24 protein-coding genes are annotated in these 26,268 nt (G+C 62.4%); 19 read left to right on the plus strand and 5 right to left on the minus strand.

Annotation, left to right across the window (positions count from 1 at the left end; genetic code table 11):
- Window positions 1-7: 7 nt before the first annotated feature.
- The 8 genes from PMI07_RS10625 to PMI07_RS10660 all read left to right on the plus strand — a co-directional run bounded on the left by PMI07_RS10625 (window position 8) and on the right by PMI07_RS10660 (window position 10,414).
- A complete protein-coding gene (locus PMI07_RS10625) occupies window positions 8-1,381 on the plus strand; it encodes a malonyl-CoA decarboxylase (RefSeq protein ID WP_024163724.1) in 1,374 nt (457 codons plus the stop codon).
- Window positions 1,381-2,910, plus strand: coding sequence for a malonyl-CoA synthase (locus PMI07_RS10630; RefSeq protein WP_007752640.1), 1,530 nt, complete (start codon window positions 1,381-1,383; stop codon window positions 2,908-2,910). The genes PMI07_RS10625 and PMI07_RS10630 overlap by 1 nt, the downstream gene beginning before the upstream one ends.
- A gap of 88 nt (window positions 2,911-2,998) precedes the next feature.
- Window positions 2,999-4,666 (plus strand): hypothetical protein, encoded by a 1,668-nt coding sequence (locus tag PMI07_RS33530; protein ID WP_007752638.1) that lies wholly within the window; start codon window positions 2,999-3,001, stop codon window positions 4,664-4,666.
- A gap of 2 nt (window positions 4,667-4,668) precedes the next feature.
- Window positions 4,669-5,643, plus strand: coding sequence for an FAD-dependent oxidoreductase (locus PMI07_RS10640; protein WP_007752637.1), 975 nt, complete (start codon window positions 4,669-4,671; stop codon window positions 5,641-5,643).
- A gap of 4 nt (window positions 5,644-5,647) precedes the next feature.
- The gene (locus PMI07_RS10645) at window positions 5,648-6,337 is read left to right on the plus strand and encodes a GntR family transcriptional regulator (protein WP_007752634.1); all 690 of its coding nucleotides are present in this window, start codon (window positions 5,648-5,650) and stop codon (window positions 6,335-6,337) included.
- Window positions 6,338-6,449: 112 nt separating this feature from the next.
- Window positions 6,450-7,499 (plus strand): extracellular solute-binding protein, encoded by a 1,050-nt coding sequence (locus tag PMI07_RS10650; RefSeq protein WP_007752631.1) that lies wholly within the window; start codon window positions 6,450-6,452, stop codon window positions 7,497-7,499.
- A 96-nt stretch (window positions 7,500-7,595) separates the two neighbouring features.
- Complete coding sequence (locus PMI07_RS10655; protein WP_024163725.1) at window positions 7,596-9,344, plus strand: iron ABC transporter permease; 1,749 nt, start codon at window positions 7,596-7,598, stop codon at window positions 9,342-9,344.
- Window positions 9,344-10,414 (plus strand): ABC transporter ATP-binding protein, encoded by a 1,071-nt coding sequence (locus tag PMI07_RS10660; protein ID WP_024163726.1) that lies wholly within the window; start codon window positions 9,344-9,346, stop codon window positions 10,412-10,414. The genes PMI07_RS10655 and PMI07_RS10660 overlap by 1 nt, the downstream gene beginning before the upstream one ends.
- Window positions 10,415-10,420: 6 nt before the next feature.
- Here PMI07_RS10660 and PMI07_RS10665 read toward each other — a convergent pair whose 3' ends face one another.
- On the minus strand, window positions 10,421-11,275 hold the full coding sequence (locus tag PMI07_RS10665; RefSeq protein WP_024163727.1) for an NADPH-dependent oxidoreductase: 855 nt from the start codon (window positions 11,273-11,275) through the stop codon (window positions 10,421-10,423).
- A 354-nt stretch (window positions 11,276-11,629) separates the two neighbouring features.
- Between PMI07_RS10665 and PMI07_RS10675 the strand changes: the two genes are divergently transcribed.
- Window positions 11,630-12,862 carry a Xaa-Pro peptidase family protein gene (locus tag PMI07_RS10675; protein WP_007768045.1) on the plus strand — a complete coding sequence of 411 codons (1,233 nt, stop codon included), beginning with the start codon at window positions 11,630-11,632 and terminating at the stop codon, window positions 12,860-12,862.
- A gap of 111 nt (window positions 12,863-12,973) precedes the next feature.
- Complete coding sequence (locus PMI07_RS10680) at window positions 12,974-13,435, plus strand: Rrf2 family transcriptional regulator (RefSeq protein WP_007768041.1); 462 nt, start codon at window positions 12,974-12,976, stop codon at window positions 13,433-13,435.
- Here the strand turns inward: PMI07_RS10680 and PMI07_RS10685 are convergent.
- On the minus strand, window positions 13,432-14,649 hold the full coding sequence (locus PMI07_RS10685) for an SfnB family sulfur acquisition oxidoreductase (RefSeq protein WP_007768039.1): 1,218 nt from the start codon (window positions 14,647-14,649) through the stop codon (window positions 13,432-13,434). The genes PMI07_RS10680 and PMI07_RS10685 overlap by 4 nt on opposite strands.
- A 282-nt stretch (window positions 14,650-14,931) precedes the next feature.
- Here PMI07_RS10685 and PMI07_RS10690 point away from each other — a divergent pair, with 282 nt between their 5' ends.
- Both PMI07_RS10690 and PMI07_RS10695 read left to right on the plus strand, forming a co-directional pair.
- Entirely contained in the window at window positions 14,932-16,251 is a 1,320-nt protein-coding gene (locus PMI07_RS10690) for an LLM class flavin-dependent oxidoreductase (RefSeq protein WP_007768037.1), read from the plus strand.
- Between the two features lie 173 nt (window positions 16,252-16,424).
- Window positions 16,425-16,616: a hypothetical protein gene (locus PMI07_RS10695; protein WP_007768036.1), complete on the plus strand. Its 192-nt coding sequence runs from the start codon at window positions 16,425-16,427 to the stop codon at window positions 16,614-16,616.
- A gap of 98 nt (window positions 16,617-16,714) precedes the next feature.
- Here the strand turns inward: PMI07_RS10695 and PMI07_RS10700 are convergent, their stop codons facing one another.
- The 3 genes from PMI07_RS10700 to PMI07_RS10710 all read right to left on the minus strand — a co-directional run bounded on the left by PMI07_RS10700 (window position 16,715) and on the right by PMI07_RS10710 (window position 19,077).
- On the minus strand, window positions 16,715-17,374 hold the full coding sequence (locus PMI07_RS10700) for a peroxiredoxin (RefSeq protein ID WP_007768033.1): 660 nt from the start codon (window positions 17,372-17,374) through the stop codon (window positions 16,715-16,717).
- Window positions 17,375-17,436: 62 nt separating this feature from the next.
- Complete coding sequence (locus tag PMI07_RS10705) at window positions 17,437-18,159, minus strand: glutathione binding-like protein (protein WP_007768031.1); 723 nt, start codon at window positions 18,157-18,159, stop codon at window positions 17,437-17,439.
- 159 nt (window positions 18,160-18,318) lie between these two features.
- Entirely contained in the window at window positions 18,319-19,077 is a 759-nt protein-coding gene (locus PMI07_RS10710) for an IclR family transcriptional regulator (protein WP_037086575.1), read from the minus strand.
- 111 nt (window positions 19,078-19,188) lie between these two features.
- On the opposite strand from PMI07_RS10710, the gene PMI07_RS10715 reads away from it, so the two are divergent.
- The 7 genes from PMI07_RS10715 to PMI07_RS10745 are packed head-to-tail and all read left to right on the plus strand — an operon-like array spanning window position 19,189 to window position 26,262.
- On the plus strand, window positions 19,189-20,124 hold the full coding sequence (locus PMI07_RS10715) for a polysaccharide deacetylase (protein WP_007768026.1): 936 nt from the start codon (window positions 19,189-19,191) through the stop codon (window positions 20,122-20,124).
- A gap of 43 nt (window positions 20,125-20,167) precedes the next feature.
- Window positions 20,168-21,661 carry an ABC transporter substrate-binding protein gene (locus PMI07_RS10720; RefSeq protein ID WP_024163728.1) on the plus strand — a complete coding sequence of 498 codons (1,494 nt, stop codon included), beginning with the start codon at window positions 20,168-20,170 and terminating at the stop codon, window positions 21,659-21,661.
- A gap of 19 nt (window positions 21,662-21,680) precedes the next feature.
- A complete protein-coding gene (locus tag PMI07_RS10725) occupies window positions 21,681-22,601 on the plus strand; it encodes an ABC transporter permease (protein WP_007768723.1) in 921 nt (306 codons plus the stop codon).
- Window positions 22,602-22,611: 10 nt separating this feature from the next.
- Entirely contained in the window at window positions 22,612-23,475 is an 864-nt protein-coding gene (locus tag PMI07_RS10730) for an ABC transporter permease (protein ID WP_007768732.1), read from the plus strand.
- A gap of 28 nt (window positions 23,476-23,503) precedes the next feature.
- Window positions 23,504-24,286, plus strand: coding sequence for an SDR family NAD(P)-dependent oxidoreductase (locus PMI07_RS10735; RefSeq protein WP_007768735.1), 783 nt, complete (start codon window positions 23,504-23,506; stop codon window positions 24,284-24,286).
- 9 nt (window positions 24,287-24,295) lie between these two features.
- A complete protein-coding gene (locus tag PMI07_RS10740) occupies window positions 24,296-25,288 on the plus strand; it encodes an ABC transporter ATP-binding protein (RefSeq protein WP_024163729.1) in 993 nt (330 codons plus the stop codon).
- Window positions 25,285-26,262, plus strand: a complete 978-nt coding sequence (locus tag PMI07_RS10745; protein ID WP_007755539.1) for a dipeptide ABC transporter ATP-binding protein — start codon at window positions 25,285-25,287, stop codon at window positions 26,260-26,262. Before PMI07_RS10740 ends, PMI07_RS10745 begins: the two co-directional genes overlap by 4 nt.
- Window positions 26,263-26,268 lie beyond the last annotated feature (6 nt).

Genomic DNA, 26,268 nt, shown 5'->3' on the forward strand with positions numbered 1-26,268 from the left:
AAAAGAGATGAGCAACAAGGACCCAGTTTTCGGCTGGTGGGATGCTCCTCCGTTTATCGGCGAGCTGATCCAGTCATTGTCGGGCCGCGGCCGAGCCTTGTTCGGCCTTTCGTCACCACCGGTACAGAACCGCGATCTGATCGGTCTGGCCGAGATGATCCTGTCGCGCCGGGGCGAAGTTTCGGGCGCCATCCTTGCTGAAGCATTCCTCGAAGCCTATCGTCAGGCAAGCGCCTTGGAGCGAGACGCTTTCATGCGCGCGCTGCTCGATCGCTTCGGTCCCGATCGCACGGCCCTCGATGCCGCGGCCGCGGCCTATAACACCGAGCCGAGCGCCCAGAATATTGCAAGGCTGCACGAGGCGGCCGAACCGCGCCGGCAGGAGCTTTTCCGTCGCATCAATTTCGCCAAGCGCGGCACCGCGACGCTGGTCGAGATGCGCGAGCATCTGATGGACATGCTGTCAAAGGAACCGGCGCTGCAGCCGGTCGACCTCGACTTCTGCCATCTCTTCTCCTCATGGTTCAACCGGGGTTTCCTGATGTTGCGATCGATCGACTGGACCACGCCCGCCAATATCCTGGAGGCGCTGATCCGTTACGAGGCCGTGCATGATATTGACGGCTGGGACGACCTGCGCCGGCGGCTGGCGCCCGTCGATCGCCGCTGTTTCGGTTTCTTCCACCCGCAATTGGAAGACGAACCGCTGATTTTCGTCGAGGTGGCGCTGACCGACCACCTGCCGGCCTCGGTCGACGCGCTTCTCGCCCGCGACCGCCAGCCGCTGGAAGTCCAGCAGGCGACGACCGCCGTTTTCTATTCGATTTCCAACTGCCAGCGCGGTCTGGCCGGCATTTCGCTCGGCAATTTCCTGATCAAGCAGGTCGTCAACGACCTGAAGCGCGACCTGCCGCGGCTTGAAAATTTCGTGACGCTCTCTCCCATGCCGGGCTTCGGCGCCTGGTTGCGCGGCGAAAGCCGGTTCACCGACAGCGCGCAAATCCAGGAGGAAAAGCAGCGGCTTATGGCCCGGCTTGAAGGTGATTGGGCCGCTGCCGGCGAGCGCGAGCTCGACCAGATCCGGCGCGCCATGCTGCCGCTCGCGGCGCATTACCTGTTGAACGTTCGCCGTGGCAACGGCCGTCCGGTCGATCCGGTCGCCCGTTTCCACCTCGGAAACGGTGCGCAGGCCGAACGGCTCAATTTCCTCGGTGACCGTTCGCAGAAGGGCATGCGCCAGTCATACGGCCTGATGGTGAACTATCGCTACCGGCTTGGCGAGATCGAAAAAAATCATGAAGCTTATGCCGAAAACGGCCATATCGCAGCGATGCCGGCGCTGCGCAAACTGGCCCAACCGGTTTCACAGGAGGTGTTTTGATGGCTGGTAATCTCTACGACGCGCTGCTCGGCGGCCTCGACCGGGAGGATCGGCTGCTCCTGACGGACGAAACGGTCGGCACCATGAGCTACCGCGCCTTCGCCGATCAATGCGCGCGACTGGCCGGAGCGCTTCTCGAAGCCGGCCTGCAGCCGGGCGACCGGGTCGCGGTCCAGGCGGAAAAGTCGGTGGCGGCGCTGGCGCTCTATCTTGCGACGGTCAGGGCCGGCGGCATCTACCTGCCGCTCAACATCGCCTATACACCGGCGGAAATCCAATATTTCCTGACCGACGCCGAGCCCGCGATTTTCGTCTGCGATCCTTCGAAGCTCGAGGCTCTGCAGCCGATTGCCAAGGCGGCCGGTGCGAAAATCTTGACGCTCGACCCGCTGGGCAAGGGGACGCTCACCGACGCGGCCGCTGTCGCCACGCCGATCGCTAAAACCTCGGCGCGGGGCGGGGCGGACATTGCAGCCATCCTCTACACATCCGGCACGACTGGGCGCTCCAAGGGGGCCATGCTCAGCCACGACAACCTTCTGTCGAACGCGATGTCGCTGGTGGAAAGCTGGCGCTTTACCGACAAGGACGTGCTGATCCACGCGCTGCCGATCTTCCACACGCACGGGCTTTTTGTCGCCACCAACGTGGTGCTCGCCTCGCGCGCCTCGATGATTTTCCAGCCTAAATTCGATCCGAACAAGATCATGGAGGCGATGCCGCAGGCGACTGCGCTGATGGGCGTGCCGACCTTCTACACGCGCCTCCTGCAGCATCCGGGACTGGACAAGGCAAGCACCGCCCATATGCGGCTGTTCGTCTCCGGTTCGGCGCCGCTTCTGGCCGAGACTCACGAGGAATGGCAGGCGCGCACCGGACACGCCATCCTCGAACGCTACGGCATGACCGAGACCAACATGAATACTTCGAATCCCTATGACGGGCGGCGTCTCGCCGGCACGGTCGGCTTTCCGTTGCCGGGCGTCCGGGTGCGGATCACCCATCCGGAAACCGGCACATCCCTCGGCACCGAGGAGATCGGCATGATCGAAGTGCACGGCCCGAACGTGTTTTCGGGCTATTGGCACATGCCGGAAAAGACCGCAGCGGAATTCCGCAAGGACGGCTTCTTCATCACGGGCGATCTCGGCAAGGTCGACCCGGACGGCTACCTGCATATCGTCGGCCGCGGCAAGGACCTCATCATCACCGGCGGCTACAATGTATACCCGAAAGAGGTGGAGATGGAGATCGACGCCATGCCGGGCGTCTATGAAAGCGCCGTCTTTGGCGTCAAGCATGCGGATTTCGGCGAGGGCATCATTGCCGCGATCGTCCTGAAAACGGGCGCCCAGCTGACCGAACTGGACGTCATCAAGGCGCTCGACGGCCGCCTGGCGGGCTATAAACGCCCGAAGAAGGTGGTGTTCATGGCCGAACTGCCGCGCAACACCATGGGCAAGGTCCAGAAGAATATACTCCGCGATCAGTTTTCCCGAACTTTCGAGCCCGCAGCAGTCGCAAAATAGCCGATCGTGATTTTAGGACTTGACGGTTCATGTATACGCGTGGACTATGAATTGCATACGAGCGCGGATCATTTCGGGAGGAAGTGGGATGTTGCAACAGGGAAAGCCGGACAGCGCTCAGCCGCTTGTCACCGTCCACAACCCGATGGGTTACCCGCCCAAGGTCAGCCGCAAGCAGCCGGCGGACCGGCCGACAAGCCTCGACGGCAAGGTCATCTATCTTGTCGACAGCCGCTTTGACGATTCCGTCGAGCTCCTGAAGGAGGTCGAAGCCTGGTTCGCGCGCAACATGCCGTCGGTCGAGGTGCGTATTCGCCAGCTCGCTAACATGTATTCCAAGGACGATCCGACGCTCTGGCAAGAGATCAAGGCGAGCGGCCATGCCGCGATCATCGGCGTCGGACATTGCAGCACCTGCGCACCGGCCGTCACCACTCATGCGATCACGCTTGAAACCAAATACGGCGTGCCGACCGCGGCAATCCATACAGACAAGTTCGACAAGGTCGTTCGCTCCGTCGCCAAGATGGGTGGCCTCTCGCAGCAGCCGCTGGTCTTCGTGCCCCAGCCGGTGATGGGTAAGACACCGGAAGAGCTGCGCGCCTATGTGGAGGGTATCGACCCGATCAGCGGCAAGCCGGTGATGAAGGAAATCATCGATGCTCTGACCGTCGGCCTTTCGGCGAGCGCCGAGGATGCGCAGTTCGAGCGCAGCACGCCGCGCCTCATCGAGCCGGACACGGAGGACAATCTCCACGCCGCGTTCCTGCGCAACAGCTGGACCGACAAGCTGCCGATCATCCTGCCGACAGACGCCCGCGTCGCCGACATGCTGGCCGGCACATCCCGCAAGCCGGACGAGGTCGTCGGCCACATGCAGCCGACCACCAATCGTGGCCTTTGGGAATACACGGTCGAGAAGGTTGCCGTGAACGCCGTCATGGCCGGCGCTTCGCCCGAATATTTCCCGGTGATCCTGGCACTGGCGGCAGCCCAGATTTCTGCCCGCGGCTCGACCTCCTCGTCGGCAGCGGCCATGGCAGTCGTTAATGGACCTGTCCGCAACGAGATCGGCATGAACTGCGGCGTCGGCGCGCTCGGTCCCTACAGCCATGCCAATGCCACGATCGGCCGCGCCTTCGGGCTGCTGTCGCAGAACCTGCAGGGCGGCTCGGTTGTGGGCGAGACCTTTATGGGTTCCCTCGGCAACAACTATACCTATAACAACCTGACCTTTGCGGAAAACGAGGAGCGGAGCCCGTGGGAGCCGCTGCATGTGCAGAAGGGTTTCGACGCCAAGACGAGTGCTGTCAGCATCTTCCACGGCTGCCGTTCCACGACCTTCAGCCTCGGCCTGCGCAAGGAATACTGGCGCGAACACGTACGCGACATGCTGCTCGGCACCGATGCGATCACGGCGCCGACGCTGGTGCTCGACCCGATCTGCGCCAGGCAGTTCATCGATCGCGGCGGTTTCGTGAACAAGCAGGACCTCTTGAACTTCATCTACGAGACGGCGCAGATGCCGGCCGGTCGCTATTGGGACCTGCAACTGGTGCAGAATTATATCTATCCCCGCGCCACCTTCGGCGAGGAACCGATGGCCGGCAAGCTGAAGCCCGGCAAGGACGAACTCATCCACATCTTCCGCCCGCAGGACATCAATGTCGTGGTCGTCGGCGGCGAATCCAACGGCTATTGGCAGATCTACGGCGCGCATTACCGCACGACCGTTTCCATCGACGATTGGCGCTGACGATGGCGAACGATTACGACATCGCGGTCATCGGAGCAGGCGTAGCGGGGCTCAATGCCGCGATCGCAGCCGCCCGCCACGGCGCGCGCACGATGATCATTGACATGCTCGGCGCCGGCGGCCAGGTGATCAATGTCGACCGCATTGACAATTTTCCAGGCCCAAGCGAAGGCATGTCCGGTTTCGAACTCGGCCCGATGCTGCAGATGCAGGCGGACGAGGCAGGCGTCGAATTCGCGCTTGATACGATCGAGACCATCTCGAAGACGGATAGCGGCTTCCGCATCGCCGGCGCAGATCTCGATCTGACCGCAGGCGCGGTGATCATTGCTGCCGGCTCGGCCAAACGCACGCTCGGCATTCCGGGCGAAGCGGAATTCGAGGGGCGCGGCGTTTCCCACTGTGCCTCCTGCGATGGACCGCTGATGCGCGGCAAGGATGTCTGCATCATCGGCGGCGGGGATTCGGCGCTCGACGAAGCGCTGGCGCTGGTCCCTCATGCCACCCGCATCACGGTCATTCATCGCGGCTCGCGCCTCCGTGCCAGCGCCGCTTTGCAGGCAAAAGCCAACGAAGCCTCCAACATTGAAGTCAGACTGAATACGATTGCGACTGCCATCAGCGGCGAAGGCGGCGTCAGCGCCATAACGGTCCGCGATCTTTCGACCGGCGCAGAGAGCGACGTCGCCTGCCACGGCATCTTCGTCTATGTGGGCCTGGAGCCCAATACATCCTTCCTGAGCGACACGGTGACACTAGCCCCGGACGGCCGGATCGTCGTCGATCTCGACATGCAGACGTCGGTGCCGGGCATTTTCGCAGCCGGAGATATTCGCGCCCGTTCGGTGGCTCATCTGGCGGCCTCGGCCGGCGACGGAGTGACGGCGGCTATCACTGCGGTGCGTCAGCTGGCAGAGCAAAAAGGGAATACCCAACAGGCGGAGCCGCATTTTGCGGCGGCCGCATCGGCAGGATAGGCCCATGAACGTGCAGCTCAAAGGCAAACAGGGCAAACCGAGCGTTCGCGATGCGATCGAGCAGGATATCGTGACGGGCTTCTATTCGCCCGGCGACCGGCTCGACGAGGCGGGGCTTGCGGCCCGGCACCAGGTCTCCCGCACGCCGGTGCGCGAGGCATTAATCCAGTTGAGCACCATGGGTCTCGTCAAGATGGTGCCCAATCGCGGCGCCTTCGTCACCCAGCTGTCGATCACCGAGCTTGTCGAGATGTTCGAGGTGATGGGCGAGCTCGAGGCCATGTGCGCCCGGCTTGCCGCCCGCCGCATCCGCCCGGAGCAGCTGAAGCTGCTCGAAGAGGCGCAAGCCGCCTGCGCCACGGCCCAGCAGGCCGGCAATTCGGACGATTATTATTACGCCAATGCGGAATTCCACCGGTTGATCTACGAGGCGAGCGGCAACGGCTTCCTCGCCGAGAACGCCCATGCGCTGCAGCGCAGGCTGAAGCCCTATCGGCGCCTGCAATTGCGTGTGCCCGGACGCGTCAACAGTTCGCTGTCGGAGCACGAGGAGGTGCTCGCGGCGATCCGTGCTCGCGACGACGCCCGTGCCCGCGATGCGATGCGCAACCACGTGGTCATCCAGGGCGAATATTTCAGCGACTTCCTGGCGCTGATGCGCCCGGTGGAACGCCAGCTGATCCCCGGAGAATGATGAGGAGCATCGCCACCGGGATCGAGCAGGACGGAACCTACGCATGAATTTTTAAGCTCGGGAGGGTCGAGCTTATCGCCGGCAATGGGCCGGATCAAAGGGAGGAGAGATCATGAAGCATGCCATTACCTATGTGGCCGGCCTGGTTCCGGCATTCTTGCTGGCGGCCGGTCTTGCCGGCGCGGCTGAAATGACGGCCGGCGAAAAGCAGCTCTACGACGCCGCCAAGAAGGAAGGTTCGGTCACCTGGTACGTCTCTCAGACGACCACCGAGTTCGCCGACGGCATGTGCGGCCTGTTCAAGACGAAATATGCCGGCGTCGGCTGCAACGTCGTACGCGCCTCCGGCCAGGTTATCTTCCAGCGCCTCGTGCAGGAATTGCAGGCCAAGGCCGTGCAGGGCGACCTGATGTCGACCAATGACGACGGTCAGATGCTGCAGCTGAAAGAACAGGGTGCGCTTGCCCAGTTCGCACCGGAAAACCTCAAGGACATGGTGCCGGAGCTTCGTGCGCTGGCCGACAAGGAAAACTACTGGATCACGTCGGGCGTCTCGCCGCTGGTCATCGCCTACAACACCAAACTGGTGACCGAGGCGGAAGCGCCGAAGAACTGGACCGATCTTGCCGATCCGAAGTGGAAGGGCCAGGTCGCCATTGGTCATCCCAGCTTCTCCGGCAGCGTCGGGCTCTGGACGATCCTAATGAACGACCTCTACGGCTGGGATTTCTTCAAGAATATCGAGAAGAACAAACCACAAATCGGCCGCTCGGTGGCCGACGGGCATAACCTGGTCGCATCGGGCGAACGTAAGGTGGCGCTGGCGCCGCTGCCGCTGATCCTGTCGGACTCGATCCTGAAAAAGGTGCCGATCGGCGTCATCTACCCGACCGACGGCGCCCTGCTGCCGCCTTCGGCAACCGCGATCATGAAGGATGCGCCGCATCCGAATGCCGCGCGGCTGTTCGAGAACTTCCTGCTCGGGCAGGAAATCGCCGAATACTTCGCCAAGGACTACCGTTATCCGCTTCGGGCCGGCGTGCCGCTTGCCGAAGGCATGCGCCCGCTCAACAGCTACAAGACAAAGTCGATCGCGACGGCCGACGGCATCAAGAAGCTGCCGGAAGTCCAGGAAAAGTTCCGCGACACGTTCGGGATCTGAACCGTATCCGGAGGCTGGCAGTCGCTGGCCTCCGCCCATCACGCCCGACGGCGTGACCTGTTTCCGACGCCTCCAGTGACAAAGCGAGCGCCGATCATGACGAGTGTTTCCCATCCCGCGGCCGCCACCTGGTCGGAAGACCAGCCGGTAAAGGTACGCGTGCCCTGGCACCAGCGGCTGCAGCCGGCCAATCTGCTCTGGGTGTTTCTGGCCGGCATCCTGGTCGTATTGATCGTCGCGCCGATGTGGACGCTCGTCGTCTCCAGTTTCACCGACGCCAAGACCGGCGGCTGGACGCTGAACAACTATGTCGAGGCCTATGGCAAGGAACGCCACATCACGGCGCTCACCAACACGCTGAAGATGGGCGCCGTCGTCGTCGTGCTGAAACTGGCTTTCGGCGTGCCGCTCGCCTGGGCCTGCACCCGCACCGACATGCCGGGCCGCAATTTTGTGCGTTACAGCGTGTTCGGTGCCTTCATCATGCCGCCCTATCTCGCCGGTGTTGGCTGGATCCTGCTCGCCGGCCCCAATACCGGCTGGATCAACCGCGTCTGGCACAGCCTTTCCGGTTCCACCGAGCCGCTGGTCAACATCTTCTCCTTCGGCGGGCTGGTGCTGGTCACCGCGATCGGCGGCTTTTTCCTCGTCTTCGTGCTGGTAAGCTCGGCCTTCGAGATGATCAATTCCGAGATGGAGGATGCTGCCAATATCCTCGGCGCCGGGCCGTTCAAGACGGCGATGAAGGTGACGTTCCCCCTCGTCATGCCGGCGATCATCGGTGCCGCACTCCTCTCCTTCCTCGGTGCGATCGCGCTCTACGGCGTGCCGGCGCTGATCTCGATCCCGGCGCGCTATCCTGTCGTGGTCATCCAGCTCACCGAATTCTTCTCGTTCCCGCTGCGAATCCAGGTGGCGGCCGCCTATTCGATCCCGCTGCTGCTGATCACCGCCGCGATGCTCGGGCTGCAGAAACTGATCCTGCGCCGCAAGGGTTATGTCTCGGTCAGCGGCAAGGGCGGCGAGCGGCGCATCGTCAAGCTCGGCCGTTGGCGCTGGGTGCTGTTTGCCTATTGCTTCTGCGTCGTGGCGCTGTCGGTGCTGATGCCGCTATTCGTGCTGCTTCTTGCTGCCTTTTCCGACTCCTGGACCACAGGCTTTTCGTTCAGCAACCTGACGCTTTCCAATTTCCACTACGTGCTCTTTGAGCATTCCAGCTCGCAGAAGGCACTGGTCGGCAGCATCGGGCTTGGCATTGTAGCGGCCACCGTCGCGATCACGCTGGCGCTGTTCATTGCCTATATCGTGCAGCGCAAGCTGATCCCCTTCTCGGGCCTGCTCGCCTTCCTGGCGGTCTCGCCCTATGTCGTGCCCGGCATCGTGCTCGCCATCGGCTTTTATGCGGCCTATGCCCTGCCGCCGATCGCGCTTTACGGCACCTATACGATCATGGCGCTCGCCTTCATCACCCGCTTCCTGCCGATTGCCTTTACCACCAGTTCGGCCGGCGTGCGCAGCATCCATCCGGAAATGGAAGAGGCGGTGCGCATCCTCGGCGGCGGACGGGTGACGGCGCTCCGGCATGTGGTCGGGCCGCTCTTGAAGCGGACTCTGGCCGGCGGCTGGCTGCTGATCTTCGTGCCGGCGGCACAGGAACTCTCGACCGCCATCTTCCTGGTCGGCCCCACCACGCGCGTCGTTTCCGTCGTGCTGCTCGATCTTAGCGAGGAAGGCGAGCTCGAAAAGCTCGCGGCGCTGGGCTCTCTGTTGTTGATCATCATTGTCGCAGTCGTCGCCATCGGGATGCGTTATCTCGGACGCGACTTCATGTTGAGGAGAAGCTAATGGACGGACTTGTCCTCAGGAAACTCGGTCGTCGTTTCGGCGCCGTCGATGCGGTGCTCGACTTCGACCTGCATATCAAGCCCGGCGAATTCGTCTCGCTGCTCGGCCCCTCCGGCTGCGGCAAGACGACGACGCTCCGGATGATCGCCGGCTTCATCGACCCGACCTCCGGCTCGATCGAACTCGACGGCAAGATATTGTCGGCGCCCTCCGGTTCCGTGCCGCCGGAAAAGCGCGGCATGTCGATGATCTTCCAGTCCTACGCGATCTGGCCGAACATGACGGTGGCTGAGAACGTCGCCTTCGGCCTCAACCTGCGCAAACTGCCCTCCGACGAGGTCAAGAAACGGGTCGGGGCGGTGCTCGAAACGGTGCGGATGAGCCATCTCGCCGACCGTTACCCGGCCGAGCTTTCCGGCGGGCAGCAGCAGCGTGTGGCGCTGGCGCGCGCCGTCGTCATCCGCCCGGCTGTGCTGCTGCTCGACGAGCCGCTCTCCAACCTCGATGCCAACCTGCGCGAGGAAATGCGTTTCGAGATCAAGCGGATGCATGACGAGTTCAAGATCACCTCGGTCTATGTCACCCACGATCAGGGCGAGGCGATGGTCACCTCCGACCGCATCGCGGTGATGAACAATGGCCGCCTCGAACAGATCGATACGCCTTACACGCTCTACAGCCGTCCGAAGACACGGTTCGTGGCGAGCTTCATCGGCCGCACCAATTTCCTCTCCGGCAACTGCGGCAACCATATGATCGACTTTGCCGGCTTCAGCGTGCCGCTGGCCATGATCGGCGAGGAAGTGACCGGCGGCGGGCCGATCACCGTGTCGATCCGGCCGCAGGCGATGAAGCTCTCCGCGACCGAGGCTCCCCGAGACAAGGCCATCAACCTGCAGGGATCGGTCCAGCAATCCGCCTTCCTTGGCGAGACCTGGGACTACGTCTTCCAGCCCAAGGACAGTGGCTTGCAGTTCCGTGTCGCGGCGCCGCCAGCCGATGTCTTCCCGGTCGGCGCACCGGCCTGGCTGCAGATCGACCCGGCCCAGATCGTGCCGATCGCAGATTGAGCGCCGCTACTTCACCTTGAAGCCCAGGCGGCGCACCACATCGAGCAGCACGTGCCGGCCCTTGAGGGCCCCTACGTCGGCGATGCGGTTGGCGACGACGCCGGTCCAGCCCCGCACGGCCATGCCCTGGCCGGCCTGGAACGACTTCATCGTGTCGTCATAGGCGGCAAGCGCGGTTTCCGGCGGCGCAACCTGATACTGCTCGCGATGAAGCACCAAGGATTGCGGCAGGCGGGGCTTCACCTCGGTCTCGACGGCTGGGTCCGGATAACCGACGGTCATGCCGAACACGGCAAAAGCTTCCGGCGGCAGGCCGAGCAGCTCTCCCACTTCGGCCGGGTGATTGCGGATGCCGCCGATATAGCAGGTGCCGAGCCCGAGCGATTCCAATGCGACCAGGGCATTCTGGGCGGCAAGGGCCGTATCGATCGTCGCCAGCAGGAAGCTTTCGAGATAATCGAGACCTTCACCGGTCTTGCCATGCTCGGCTGAAATTTTCCTCAGCCGGGAAAGGTCGGCGATCCAGAGGAGGAACAACGGGGCGGAGATGATCTGCGGATTGGGTGAGGCGAGTTCGGCGAGTTTTGCGCGGCGCTCCGGATCCTCGACCGCCACGACGCTCCACGCCTGCAGGCTGGAGGAGGTTGGGGCCGACTGGGCGGCCGCAACGATCAGATGCAGCAGGTTTTCCGGCACTGGATTTGGCAGATAGGCGCGGACGGAGCGATGCGAGAGGATCGCGTCGAGTGCCGGATTCCAGTCCGCCGTTGCGGCCTTCTGATCCGATCCGTAACGCTGGCGCACCAGATCGGCCGGGGTCGGCGAGGTTTCGGGAACGGCGGCGACGTGGGAAACGGACATCGAATAACTCCTTTGAATAGAAATGGATCGGGCGGCTGAGAGGAATGCTGGCGAAGCGTTTCCGCGTAGAGGCATGCGCCGGCGAGGATAGGGCGGTCATGCCGCTCCCGACGATCCTGCTGCGAGACCGCTCGTTTCAGGACTCGCTGATCAATCTGGCTTTCCCGCTATTGTATACTGGCGCGGAGGATATCTCAGTCACCTTCAACCGGAAGGGTGGCGGAGGATGATTTTGGTCACGGGCGGGAAACGCTCTTCGCCGCCACGGGAGCATTCGGGAATTTTCTTCCAGCCGCTGGCGATTTCGCCGAAGTCCGGCTAAGGCCTTGAGAAATGACGGATTTGGAGAGGGCCATGAGCGATATCGACCGCCGCCATGCGCAGCGCCTGATGCAAGAGGCAGGCTGCGACGCGTTGGTGATCTTCCAGCCCGAGGCTTTCCGATATGCGATCGGCGCACCGGCGGGCGTCGCGGCCATGTGGGGCAGGGCAGGTGCCGCCATCGCGCTCGTGCCGGCGGATGCTTCGGCACGGCTTGCAGCGGTCGTCAGCGATCACGCCGCCGGGTCGATCCGCAAGGCCGCGCCCGATATCGACCTGCGGATCCATCGCGTCTGGATCGACATGCTCGATCTGAGCGGCGCCGAAAGTGTCGAGCAGGTCAACGAGGCCTATCGCCGGCTCGGTGCAGCGGGTTCGCGACCGGAGACGTTCGACCGGTCCGCCTGTTTCGCCCTGCTCGGCGACCTGCTCAAGGAACGCGGCCTCGATCGGGCACGGATCGGCGCGGATCTCGAATTCATGCCGGCCGCTGATTTCGAGGCCCTGAAGCTCGCCCTGCCGACGGTGATCTGGGCCGATGGCTCGCAACTGTTGCGCCGTCTGCGGGCCGTCAAGATGCCGCGCGAAATCGAGCGCCTGCGTCGTGCCGCCAAGGCAGCCGAGTCCGGGCTCGTCCGGATGGCGGCGGCGGTGAAGCCCGGCGCGTCGGTCACTGAGCTCTCTTCCGCTTGGAAAGCGGGCGCCCGGGCGGCGGCCGTGGAAGGCGGTTTCGCACTCAGCGGACACTGGGACTTCATCTCGGTCGGTCCCGATCTTTCGGATATGTCGGCGGTCGTGACGCCGGGTGCGCTGATCAAGGCGGATGTCGGGACGCTGGTCGATGGTTACTCTTCCGACGGCGCCCGCACCTTCACCCATGGCCCTGCGTCACCGCTGGCCCGGGAGATTTTCAAGGCCCTGGAAACCGCGTTCGCGGCCGGGCTGGAGGCACTTCGCCCGGGCAACACGTTCGGCGCCGTGCATGCGGCCATGCTCGCCTCGATGCGCAAGGACGGTTTTAGCGAATATTATCGCGGCCATTTCGGCCATTCGGTCGGCGGCAGCGTCGGTATCGAGGAATGGCCGTTCTTCTCAGCCGGCAATCCGGAAATCGTCCTCCCGAACATGGTGGTGGCGCTGGAAATGCCATTCTATGGCCAGGGTATTGGTGCGCTGATGATCGAGGATCAGTTCCTGATCACCGAAACGGGGGCCGAATGCATGAATACGCTACCGCGGACATTGCGCGATCTTTCGGCAGAATAGGGACAAGACAAGGAAAGCGACATTGAACCTTTGGCGTCGCTCCTGTATCGGTGTCACATCTCCGGTGGTCTCGCCGAGAATGACACCAGCCAGGCGGAATTTCGATCCTCGATGCTTACGAAAAAGGGAAAATACGGGCTCAAGGCGCTTGTCCACCTCGCGCAGCTCGAACCCGGCAAGACCGCCTTCGTCAGCGACATCGCCCAGCAGAACAATATTTCCAAGAAATTCCTCGACGCGATCCTGCTCGAACTGCGCAAGGGCGGCATCCTGCGCTCGAAGAAAGGGCCCGGCGGCGGTTATGCGCTGTCCAAGCCCGCTTCGCAGATCTATGTCGGCCAGGCCGTGCGTATTCTTGACGGTCCGCTGGCACCGATCCGCTGCGCCAGCAAGACGGCGTTCGAGGCCTGCGATGATTGCGACCATCCGGAAGATTGTCAGATCCGCCACTCAATGACGGAAGTGCGCGATGCGATCGCCGCGGTGCTCGACAACATGACCCTGGAGCAGATGGTCGCCAAGCGCTCCAGCGGCCTCCTGGACGACGCCCAGGCCAGCAGCAAACAGGGTTAAAACTGCCCGTTCGGCCGCGGCACGTTGCCGTTCAGGTGAAAATCGCCGATCGCATGATGTTTCCAGCGCACCGGATCATGCACCGTGTGGGTGCGGGCATTGCGCCAGTGCCGATCGAGGTTCAGCTCTTCCTTGGTGGCGGAGGTACCGGCCAGTTCGAACAGGCCGTTGGTCGCGTCCATCGCCGCTTCCGTCGTCAGGATCTTGGCCGCAGCAACCGAGAGAGAGGCTTCGACCGCCGTCTCGGGCGAGGGAGTGATCTGAGCGACATCGACCTTGCGGCCCGCCCGTTCCAGGACTGCCGACGCCGCCTCCAGCTTCACGGCGATCGAACCCGTGCGGGCAATGGTCAGCGGATCGCTGCTCGCCGCCTCGATACCGAGATTGCGCATGCCGCGGGATTTGTGGCGGATGAAATGCAGCATGTCGGCAAAGGCAGCGCGCGCGATGCCGAGATCGATCGCTGCATGCAGGAGCTGACCAAGCGAGCCGACCGGCGCATGCCGCTCGAAGCTGCGGTAATAGGCGATCACCGAATCCGCGGCGACATAGACGTTATCGATCAGCACGGTGCCGCTGGCCGTTGTCCGCTGCCCAAAGCTGTCCCAGTCGTCGACGATGGTCAGGCCATCCGTCTCTTTCGGTACGATCGCCATCACTAGCCTGCCCTCGGGATCAATCGCGAAGATCGCCACCCAATCGGCAAACAGCGCGCCGGTGGAATAATATTTACGGCCATTGATGCGATAGCCGACCCCGTCAGGCACCAGCCGTGTCTCGATGTCGCCCGCCGCAGAAGCCCCCGCTTCCGCCAAGGCATTGGCGAAATGTTCACCGGCGAGTGCCCGGGCGAAAAAGAACTTCTTCTGCTCCTCCGTGCCACAAAGCCTGAGAGCCTCCAGGATGTGATAATGGTTCTGCGGGATCTGGCCGATCGAAGCATCCGCTTCGGAGATGATGGCGATCACCTCCGCCAGGAAGGCATTGGAAATATCCGCCCCGCCATATTCTGACGGAACGGTGATTCCGAGCAAGCCCGATTGCGTAACGAACTCCACCTCGTCATGGGGTAGAAGCCGCTCCCGATCGCGCAGGTTCGAGCCCTCGGCGATCCTCGCTCCCAGCGCTTTTGCCACGTCGAGCGCCTCGTCCTCGGTCGCAATGTATGGAGCCACTGCTTTGATCTTTCCTGTCAGATGGAAAACCCTGCTCATGCGTGTCTCCTCGATCAAGCCTCTTATTGAGCCACGCCGCGAAGGTCGGGAGAAGGAATAAAGCTTCAATTGCGCGTGCCGAACGAAGCGAATTTTCTCTTTTTGACGGTCGGAAGGACAGATTTGCGGGTTGTCACGGCAAGTTGAGCGGCGGGGTGGCCAACTTAGAAGAGAAATTCTCCGACGCGATTTGATCCAGGAACAACTTTCCTTAGCGCCTGCGAGACGAATACCTAGATTAGGGGCAATAGATCATCTCTCCATCCCAACCGAGCGTCTTCCATGGCAAAATCCCTGCACCTCACCGCCTTCATGCGTCCCGTCAGCCTGCATACCGGTGCCTGGCGTTATCCCGGCGCCTATCCGGATGCCAATTTCAATTTCGGGCACATCAAGTCCTTCATCCAGAAACTGGAAGCGGCGAAATTCGACGCCTTCTTCATGGCCGACCACCTGGCCGTGCTGAACATGCCGGTGGAAGCCCTGAAGCGCAGCCACACCGTGACGTCGTTCGAGCCGTTTACACTTTTGTCGGCGCTGGCCGCCGTCACGGAGAAGATCGGACTTGCGGCGACCGCCTCGACCACGTTCGACGAGCCCTATCACATCGCCCGCCGGTTCGCCTCGCTCGACCATATCAGCAACGGCCGCGCCGCCTGGAACATCGTCACCACGTCCAATCCGGATTCCGCCCGCAATTTCGGCCTCGACGAACATGTCGAGCACGGCGAGCGCTACAAGCGGGCGCGCGAGTTCTATGACGTCGTGACCGGGCTGTGGGACAGCTTTGCCGATGACGCCTTCATCCGCGATCAGCAAAGCGGCATCTTCTTCGATCCCGACAAGATGCACGTGCTCGACCATAAGGGCGAAGAACTCAGCGTCCGCGGGCCACTCAATATCGCCCGCCCGGTGCAGGGTTGGCCGGTGATCGTGCAGGCGGGGCAGTCGGAGCCGGGACGCCAGCTTGCGGCCGAGACCGCCGAACTGGTCTTCTGTTCGCCGCGTGATCTCACCGCCGCCAAGGCGCTTTACGCCGATATCAAGGGCCGGATGGGCGCCGCAGGGCGCAATCCCGAGCATCTGAAGATCCTGCCCGCTGCTTTCATCGTCGTCGGCGATACGATCGAGGAGGCGAAGGCCAAGCGGGCGAAACTCGACAGCCTCGTGCACTACGACAGCGCCATCGCCTCCCTGTCGATTGCGCTCGGCCACGACGCGTCCGGTTTCGATCCGGACGGTCCGCTGCCGGACATTCCGGAAACCAATGCGAGCAAGTCCGGCCGTGCCCAGGTCCTGAAACTCGCCGAACAGGAAAAACTGACGGTGCGCCAGCTCGCCCAGCGTTATGGCGGTTATTCCGGCCTGGCCTTCGTCGGCACGCCCGAAACCATTGCCGACGACATGCAGGCCTGGCTTTCGGAAGAGGCGAGCGACGGGTTTACGGTGGTGTTCCCTTCCCTACCGCAGGGCCTGGACGACGTGACACAGCGGCTTGTCCCCGAACTCCAGCGCCGGGGCATCTTCCGTAAAGACTACGAGGGAACGACGCTTCGTGACCATTTCGGCCTGCCGCGGCCCGTCAACCGCTTCTTCGCATGAAGGGAAACGGGAACCCTTGCAAAGATCGTCATTTCGCCAACTGCCACATTCCGGACATAATAGTTTCAAATGTGTCAATGAATTAGTATAGGGTTTTGATAGACTACGTTGACCCGAACGGCGTTTGGCCCGAAAGTTGGGATGCGTGGTGTTCAACCAACTGGAGGCTGACGATGATCGCTGGTGGCTTATCCCTGTTTGGATTTGATCTGTTCGGACTGACCCGTCGCGTGCCGGGCAAGGTGGACGCGGAAAACGCTGAACCCAAGACGTTCGAAAAGGTGCGCGAGGATCGTGACGAAAACCGTGATCCCGATCGCGAACATTCGGAAAGCTTCTTCTGGGGCATGTATCCTGTCTATTGAGACGAGGCGCATTTCGCGCAACGCGAAGAGCCCGAAAGACATGACAAGGCCGGCGAAGCGATCCGCTCCGCCGGCCTTTTCATTTTAGCCAGCTGATATCAGGCGGCAGGCTGCTTGGTCTTGCGCAGATAGGGCAGGACCGTGTCGAACGAACCGAAGCGGGTGATCGCGTCCTCGTTGGAAACTGCGGCGGTGATGATCACGTCCTCGCCCTGCTTCCAGTTGGCCGGCGTCGCCACCTGATGCTTGGCGGTGAGCTGGATCGAGTCGATTGCTCGCAGGATCTCGTTGAAGTTACGGCCGGTCGTCATCGGGTAGGTGAGGATCAGCTTGATCTTCTTGTCCGGGCCAATGACGTAGACCGAGCGGACCGTCGCATTGTCGGCAGGCGTGCGGCCTTCCGAGGAGGCACCCGCTGCGGCAGGCAGCATGTCGTAGAGCTTGGCGACGTTGAGGTCCCGGTCACCGATCAGCGGATATTCGACGTCGAAACCGGTCGCCGTCTTGATGTCGTCCTTCCACTTGCCGTGACTTTCGACCGGATCGACGGAGATGCCGATGATCTTGACGCCCCGCTTTTGGAATTCGCCCTCAAGGCCGGCCATGGCGCCGAGCTCGGTCGTGCAGACCGGCGTGAAATTCTTCGGATGGGAAAACAGCACTGCCCAGCCATTGCCGATCCAGTCGTGAAAATGAATCGTCCCTTGCGTGGTTTCGGCGCTGAAATCCGGTGCGATGTCGTTGATGCGAAGGCTCATGTGTCTGCTCCCTTGAATGGTTATCTGTCGTATTTGAAGCGATCGGAATCTGGGGCCGCCGACTAGTCGGCGACCGGGATTGCCCGTTGATTATAGAGGATCTTGCGGATCCGCGCCTGCTCTTCCGGCGGCAGCTTGGTATTGTCGACAGCGAGGTCCGCGCCGACGGCAAGCCCGCGCTGGACGCCCGGCCGCGCGCTCAGCTCGTCAAACCAGCGCTTGAAATGCTTGAACTCGTTGATGTCCTGGCCCTGCGCCTGCCAGCCCACCGTCCACGGATAGCTGATGATGTCGGCAATCGTGAACTCGTCGCCAGCCAGGTAAGGCCGGTCGCGCAGCCGCATGTTGAGGACGCCGTAGAGCCGGTTAGCCTCGTCGGTGAAGCGGCGCACCGCGTAGGACTGGTCGCCTTCGCGATCACCCAGGCGACGGAAATGTCCGGCTTCTCCGAGCTTTGGCCCCTGGTTTGCCATCTGCCAGATGACCCATTGGGTCACCTCGTATTTGGTGCGCAGGTCCTGCGGCCAGAGCTTGCCGGTCTTTTCGGCGAGATAGAAGAGGATGGCGCCAGATTCGAACACGCTGATCGGCGCACCGCCGCCGGCCGGTTCATGGTCGACAATTGCCGGCATGCGGTGATTGGGATTGATCCTCAGGAATTCCGGCTTGAACTGGTCACCACGGGAAATCTGCACCGGGATCAGTTTGTAGGGCGTGCCGGTTTCTTCCAGGAAAATGGACACTTTCTTGCCGTTGGGCGTCGGCCAGTAGTGAAGATCGATCATTCGAAGCTCCGGGACATTTCCATTCGCAATGGCAGGATACTATCCTCTTCCCAAGCGAAGGCCGACTTCGTTTGTTCCAAAATGCCGGCGCGAAAGAGTGTAGCTTTCCAAATGATGCAGGATTTCAGCGCGTTCCATCATCCGCGGCGCGAGTGAACGTCAGCGGCGGTAGCCGAGTGCCCGGCTGATATCGTCCGCAGCACTCCGGACCATCAGCAGAAAGCCTTCGCGTTGCTCATTGTAGCGCACGGTCGGAACGCCGAGATTAAGCGCGGCGACGATCGCGCCGTTGCCGTCGAAGATCGGCGCGGCAATGCCGGTCGAGCCGGTGACGAATTCCTGGTCGTTCAGTGCGTAGCCATCCCGGCGAATCTTTACGAGCATCTCGCGGATGCGCTCGATATCGGTCACCGTATAGCGGGTATAGGAGAGGAGCTGGACGCGGGAGAGATAGTGCTCCAGTGCCTCCTTCGGCGTGAAGGCGAGCAGCACGCGGCCGGTCGCGGTGCAATAGGCGGCGATCGCTGCGTCAAGGTTGACGTCATAACGAACCCGATGCCGGCTGACACACTTCGCCAGCCGTCTTATGTCGCAATGGGCGTTCATGGTTGCGAGCAGGATGGTCTCGCCGGACTCGTCGCGCAGCTTTTCCATGAACGGTTTTGCCACCACGACCAGCGGCTCTTCATGGCGCCTGAACGGAAAGCCATGCCGGCTCGCCTCGACCAGCATGTAGCGGCCGGCATCGTCCTGAACCACATGGCCACGGGCAGCCAGCGTCTGGACGAGGCCGTGGGCGCTGCTTTTCGGGAAAGAAAGATCGCGCACGATCTGGGCCAGTGGCACTGCTTCCCGGCGGGAAGCCATATATTCCAGGAGATCGAGAATCCGGCCGGCGCTTTTGATTTCGGAGTTCATATATGTGAACGAAACCCCCATTGATGGTTATCGGATCGGCTCATAACAATTCTGCCTAGAAAGCAGCCACTCACATTTTCGAGTGTCGCGCTGATAAGGATGAACGATCTCATGAATGCGCCGAATAAGCAAAACGATGCCTCCGAACCTTGGACCTGGCCGGATAGTGTCTGGCAGCAAAAGGTTCAGAAGGTGCGTGCCGGGCGTAGCCTGAGACCGGCGAAATGGAAAAACGGCGCGCGCATGGCGGTGGCATTGTCCTTCGATTCCGATCACGAGACGATGGAACTGAAGAATGGCGGCATATCCTTTGGCAAGATGAGTCAGGGCCAGTATGGTGCACGCTCCGGCATGCCGCGCATTCTGAGCCTTTTGGAAAAGTATTCCGTGCCGGCCTCCTTCTTCATGCCGGCCGTCTCGGCGATGATCAATGCTGAGGAAGTGAGGACCGTCGTCTCTGCCGGCCATGAACTCGGCATCCATAGCTGGATCCACGAATTCAATTCCCGCCTCGACGAAGAAACGGAACGCGATCTGGCGCTGCGCGCCGCAGACGTTCTGGAAAAGCTTTCCGGCACACGGCCGGTCGGCATGCGCACAGCATCCTGGGATTTCAGTCCCTTTACGCTGAAGATCGCCCGCGAGATGGGCCTGCTCTATGATTCCTCGCTGATGGCCGACGAAGAGCCCTACGAGCTTCTGGAAGACGGCGAACCGACCGGCATGGTCGAAATCCCGGTCGAATGGATCCGCGACGACGCGCCTTATGTGGCGATGGACCGGATGACCGGCGCGCGACCCTATGGCGGCCCTGCCATGGTGCTCGACATCTTCGCCCGTGAACTCGAAGTCGCGTGGGAAGAGAGCGGGTTGTTCCAGCTCACCATGCACCCGCATCACGTCGGCCACCGTTCACGCATCTTCATCCTGGAGGAGATCATTCGGCTCGCCAAGTCGAAGGGCGACGTCTGGTTCTGCACCCATGCAGAACTGGCGCGCTACTGTGCCGACGAGGCCGGGCTAAAGACCGCCGAGAAGGCGGCGTAAGCCGTTCTTGAATACAGCAGCAACAACAATGAGGGTAAGGAACATGTCTGCCAGAATAGCCTCCATCGCCGCCGTGCTGTTGGCGCTCACCGCGTCGACTGCGCTTGCGCAAACCAAGGATACGCTGACTATCGATCTGCCGAACGATGCGGCAACGCTCGATCCGCATCTGCAGTGGAATACCGACAGCTACTCGATCTACCGCAATATCTTCGACAACCTTCTGACGCGCGACGTGAAGGGCGAGATCGTGCCGCAGATCGCCAAGTCGTGGAAATATCTCGACGACAAGACGATCGAATTCCAGATCCGCGACGACGTGACCTTCCAGGACGGCACGAAACTCACGGCCGAGGACGTCGCCTTCTCGATCAACCGCATCATCGATCCGAAGTTGAAGAGCCCCCAGCTTTCGCAGTTCGACCAGATCGCCAAGGCCGAGGCGGTGAGCCCGACCGTGGTCAAGATGACCACCAAGTCCGCCTATCCGGCGCTGCTTGCCCAGCTCGTCAAGCTCTCGATCGTGCCGAAGGCCTATGTCGAAAAGGTCGGCGACCAGGAATTCAACTTGAAGCCGCTCGGTTCAGGCCCTTACAAGATGGCCAACTGGCAGAAGGGCGTTCAGACCGAACTCGAAGCCTATGGCAGCTACTGGCGCGCCAAGCCGCCGTTCCTGAAAGTGGTCTTCCGCACCGTGCCCGACGTCTCCACCCGTATCGCAGACCTGAAGACCGGCAAGGCCGACCTCGTCCGCGACGTGCCGCCGGATCAGGCCGAAAGCATCAAGAGTGACAGCAATTCGCAGGTCCTCTCGGTTCCGACCGAGCGCATCGGCTACCTGTTCATCAATGCCCAGGGCGGCGTTACCAAGGATGTCCGCGTCCGCCAGGCGATCGCCTATGCGATCGACCGCCAGGCGCTCGTCGAGGCGCTGCTCGAAGGCTACGGCAAGCCGGTGGAAGTGCTCGGGGCCGAACCAGTCTTCGGCTACACCGACAAGGTCAAGGGATACGAGTACAATCTCGACAAGGCGAAGGAACTGGTGAAGGCCGCCGGTGCCGAAGGCGCGACCGTCGAATTCCTCACCTCGCCCGCCTATAGCCGCGCGACCGTCGAAGCCATCCAGCAGATGGTCAACGAAGCCGGCCTCAAGGTGGAGATCTCCTCCAGCGACCAGGCGACCTTCCTCAAGCGCCGCCAGGGCGATCCGGCCAATGCCGGAGGACTTGCCTTCGGTGCATGGTCCTGCGCCTGCCAGGACGTCGACGGCGTGATCTTCCCGCTGTTCCGCACCGGCAGCATCTGGGCCAAGTATTCGAACCCGAAGTTCGATGAGGCGGTAGACAAGGCGCGCGTCATCCTCGACCAGAAAGAGCGTCTGAAGCTCTACGAACAGGCGTATCAGGTCCTGAAGGACGACGTTCCGGGCATGGGCCTCTACCAGGCCTATGCGCTCTACGGCGCAGCCAAGAAGCTGAAGTGGCAGCCGACCGCCAATGAAGCCATGTTCGTCATGGACATGAGCTGGCAGCAGTAAAAGACAGGTAAGTACAACCATGTTGAGATACGCCGTCGAACGTTTGATACAGGCGATCATTGCGATCTTCGGCGTTCTCACCATCGTCTTCGTCGTCATGCATCTCTCGGGCGATCCGACCCTGCTGCTCGTGCCGCAGGACGCATCGGCCGAGATGATCGCCCAGCTGCGCAGCCAGCTCGGTTTCGACCGGCCGATCTGGGTGCAATACCTAGAGTATCTGGGCGGTCTTGCGCATTTTGACTTCGGCATTTCCGTCGTCCAGCGGGTGCCGGCATTCGATATCGTCGTTTCGCGCGTGCCCTATACGGCGATGCTCGCCGCTGGCGCGCTGGTGGTGGCGATCGGCATGGGTATCCCGGCCGGCATCATCATGGCGACCAGGCGCGGCGGCTGGCTCGAACGGTTGCTGACGGCGATCGTCGTCACCGGCCAGAGCGTGCCGACCTTCCTCTCCGGCATCGTGCTGATCTTTTTCTTTGGCGTGACGCTGCGCTGGCTGCCGACGTCCGGCTCCGGCGATTTTGCCTCGCTGATCATGCCGTCGCTGGCGCTTGGGGCGATCTCAATGTCGACCTTCGCCCGAATGACCCGCATCTCGATCATCGACGAACTCGGCAAGGATTATGTCAGGGCAGGGCGCGCCCGCGGCCTGTCGCTGGGTTCCGTGGTGTTCCGTCACGTGCTGCGCAATGCCGCGATCCCGGTGATCACCATCGCCGCGCTTGAAATCGGCAACCTGCTTGCTGGTGCCGTCATCGTCGAGACGGTGTTCGCCTGGCCGGGCATCGGTCAGCTCGCAATCCAATCCATCCAGTCGCGCGACTTCCTGGTCGTCCAGGTGATCGTGCTTTTGATTTCCTTCGTTTATGTGCTGACCAGCGTGATCGCGGATTTCGTCTACGCGCTCGTCGATCCGCGCATCCGTCTCGTTCGATAAGGAGAAGGCTTTGAGCACCGCCGTCCTCGCCCTCCGACAGCGCCTTCGCCGGGTCCCCATCTCGGTCGTCATCGTATCGATCATTTTCCTGGTGATCGTGCTTCTGGCGATCTTCGCGCCCTGGGTGGCCCCGGCCGACCCCAATCGTCAGAACCTGCTCGGCCGCCTTAAACCGCCGGGCTTCGAGATGCGCGGTATCACCTACTGGCTCGGCACCGACGATCTCGGCCGCGATCTGCTGTCGCGCACGCTTTACGGCGCCGGTGTCTCGCTCTCCGTCGCGGTGCTCTCCGTGGTCGTCTCGTCGCTGGTCGGCGTCACGCTCGGCATGATCGCCGGCTGGTTCCGCGGCAAGATCGAGATCCTCATCATGCGCCTGGTCGACATCATGATGTCGATCCCGGCGATCCTGCTCGCGGTGCTCACCGTCGCGGTGCTCGGCCCCGGCTTCCTGAAGCTGGTGCTGGTGCTCGGTCTCACGCGCTGGCCGCGCTATACCCGCGTCGCCTATGCCCAGACGCTGCAGGTCGCGAACCTGCCCTTCATCAAGGCTTCGGAACTTGCGGGAGCAGGGGCGGCGCGCATTCTCTTCCATCACATCCTGCCGAATATCGCAGGCCCGGTGCTGATCGTCGCCACCGCCGAGTTCGGCCTGATGATCCTGATGGAAGCCGGCCTTTCCTTCCTCGGCCTCGGCATCCAGCCGCCGGCCTCGAGCTGGGGTTCGATCATGAGCGTCGGCCGTCAATATATCGAGCGGGCCTGGTGGATCGTCGCCTTTCCGGGCGCTTGTCTCTTCCTGCTCGTCTTTTCCGTCAACGTGCTTGGCGACTGGTTGCGAGACCAGCTCGACCCACGTTCCCGCACCCGTTGAGTCTTTTGGCGCATTAAGGTTTTAAGTCATGGAATTCGAAAACAAGACCATCGTCATCACCGGCGCCGCTGGCATTTTCGGCCGCTGGACCGCCGCCTATTTCGCCAGGGAAGGCGCAAAGCTTTGCCTCAGCGACGTCCGCATGGATGGGCTGGAAAAGGCGGTCGCGGAGCTCGGCCTCGACCGCTCCAAGGTGCTTTTGCACGCGACCGAACTGACCAGCGACGCCTCGATGCTCGAACTCGTCGATCTCGTGAAGCGGGAATGGAAGGCACCGGACATTCTCGTCAACAATGCCGGCATCTACACCCGCTTCAGCCTGCTCGACATGGAGTTCTCCGACTGGGATCGCGTTTTCGGCGTCAATCTGCGCGCGCCCTTCGTGCTGTCGCGCGAGTTCGCCAAGCTGATGATTGCGGAAGGCAAGGCCGGTTCGATCGTCAACATCTCCTCGGGCGCGGCGCGCAAGATGAACCAGAATTCCGTGCCCTATTGCACCTCGAAGACGGCAATCGAACGTCTGTCAAAGGGTTTCGCTATGGAACTCGCCGAATACGGCATCCGCGTCAACGTCGTCGAGCCGGGCTTTGCGCCGGGCAGCGAGGTGAGCGAGCTTTCCGACGAATACGTCACCAACATGCTGAAGAACATTCCGCTCGGCCGCGCCAGCGGTCCGGAAGATGCGCCGGGTGCGATCGCCTATCTCTGCTCGGACAAGGCCGCCTTCATCACCGGCGCCGTGATCAGCGTCGATGGCGGCAATTCGATCGGCAACTACAAGCGCCCTGAGCGGGCAAAGACGGCAGGCTGAGGAGACATGATGGACGCCGCCAATCCGCTACTTTCCGTCGACAGGCTGACCATCGATATCGGTGGTGCCAATGTCGTCGATGACGTCTCCTTCACCGTCGCGCCCGGCAAGGTCATGGCGCTGGTGGGCGAGTCGGGTTGCGGCAAGTCGCTGACCTCCTATGCCATGCTCGGGCTCCTGCCGCCGGCCGCCAGGCGCACCGCCGGCCGGATCATGCTCGAAAACACCGATCTTGCGGCGCTTTCCGAGCGGCAATTCCGCAAGGCGCGCGGCAAGGACATCTCGATCATCTTCCAGGAACCGAGCGCTTCGCTCGACCCGCTGACCACGGTCGGTTCGCAGATTGCCGAGGCCTATCGGGTCCACCATGGCGTCTCCAAGGCGGAGGCCTACGAGAAGGCGCGGCAGATGCTCGTCGATGTCGGCATTCCCGACCCGACCCGGCGGCTGGATCAATATCCGTTCGAACTGTCCGGCGGCATGTGCCAGCGCATCATGATCTCGATCGCGCTGATCTGCGGCCCGCGCGTGCTGGTCGCCGACGAACCGACCACGGCGCTCGACGTGACCATCCAGGCGCAGATCCTCGACCTGATGAAGAAGCTGGTTGCCGATCGCGGCACCGCGATCGTGCTGATCACCCATGATATGGGCGTGGTCGCCGACATCGCCGACGACGTGGCGGTCATGTATGCCGGCCGTATCGCCGAAATCGCGCCGGTTCACGATCTCTTCCGGCAGCCGAAACACCCTTACACGGCTCTGCTGCTTGCCAGCGTTCCCAAGCTCGATGATGCGCCGAAGGCGGACCTCGCGACCATCGAAGGGACGGTGCCGACGCCGAACGAATTCGGCGCGGGTTGCCGTTTCACCGAACGCTGTCCACTCGCGACCGACAAGTGTCGCACCGAACAGCCGCCGCTTTTCGATTGCGGCGGAGGCCACCGCTCGGCCTGCTGGCATATCGATCGCATGGCGGAAATCCGCGAGGTGGCGGCATGAGCGAGCAGCAGAACGTACTCGAAATCCGGGACGTTGCGGTTCATTTCGGCGGTCGCGGCGGCTTGCTCGGCAAGGCCGGCCCGGTGGTCAAGGCCGTCAACGGCGTCGACCTCGATATCGCCCGCGGCGAGACCGTGGCGCTGGTCGGCGAATCCGGCTGCGGCAAGTCGACGCTTTCCAACACCATCGTCGGCCTGCAGGCTCCGATCTCCGGCAGCGTCCGGATCAGCGGCGAAGAAGTGGTCGGCGCCGATCGCCGTCAACTCAACGATATCCGCCGCAAGGTGCAGATGATCTTCCAGGATCCGGCGCTGTCGCTCGATCCGCGTTCGACCGTCGGCGCCACGATCGGTGAGCCGCTGATCGTGCGCGGCGTCGCCAAGGGCAGGGCGCTGAAGGAACGTGTTGCGACGCTCCTGCAGCAGGTGGGTCTGAGGCCGGAACATGCGGATCGTTATCCGCACCAGTTTTCCGGCGGCCAGCGCCAACGCGTGGTGATTGCCCGTGCGCTCGCCCTGGAACCGGATCTCCTCATCTGCGACGAGCCGGTCTCGGCGCTCGACGTCTCGGTGCGCGCCCAGATTCTCAACCTGCTGGTGGCGTTGCAGAAGCGCACCGGCGTCTCCTACCTCTTCGTCAGCCATGATCTCGGCGTGGTCCGGCATATCTGCGACCGGGTGGTCGTCATGTATCTCGGTCGCTTCGTGGAAATGGCGGATCGCGACACCTTCTTCGCCAATCCGAAACACCCCTATACAAAGGCGCTGATGTCGGCCGTGCCGGAGGCCGATCCGCAAGTGCAGCGGTCCAAGGAGCGGCTGATCCTCGGCGGCGAACTGCCGAGCCCCGCCAACATTCCTTCGGGCTGCGCCTTCCACACGCGCTGCCCGCTTGCCACCGAAATCTGCTCGAAAGAGCGGCCGGAACTGACGTCGCGTGCCGATGGCGCGCGCGTCGCCTGCCATCACGCATGAGAATGA

This window comes from Rhizobium sp. CF080 (assembly GCF_000282095.2).
Classification (GTDB): domain Bacteria; phylum Pseudomonadota; class Alphaproteobacteria; order Rhizobiales; family Rhizobiaceae; genus Neorhizobium.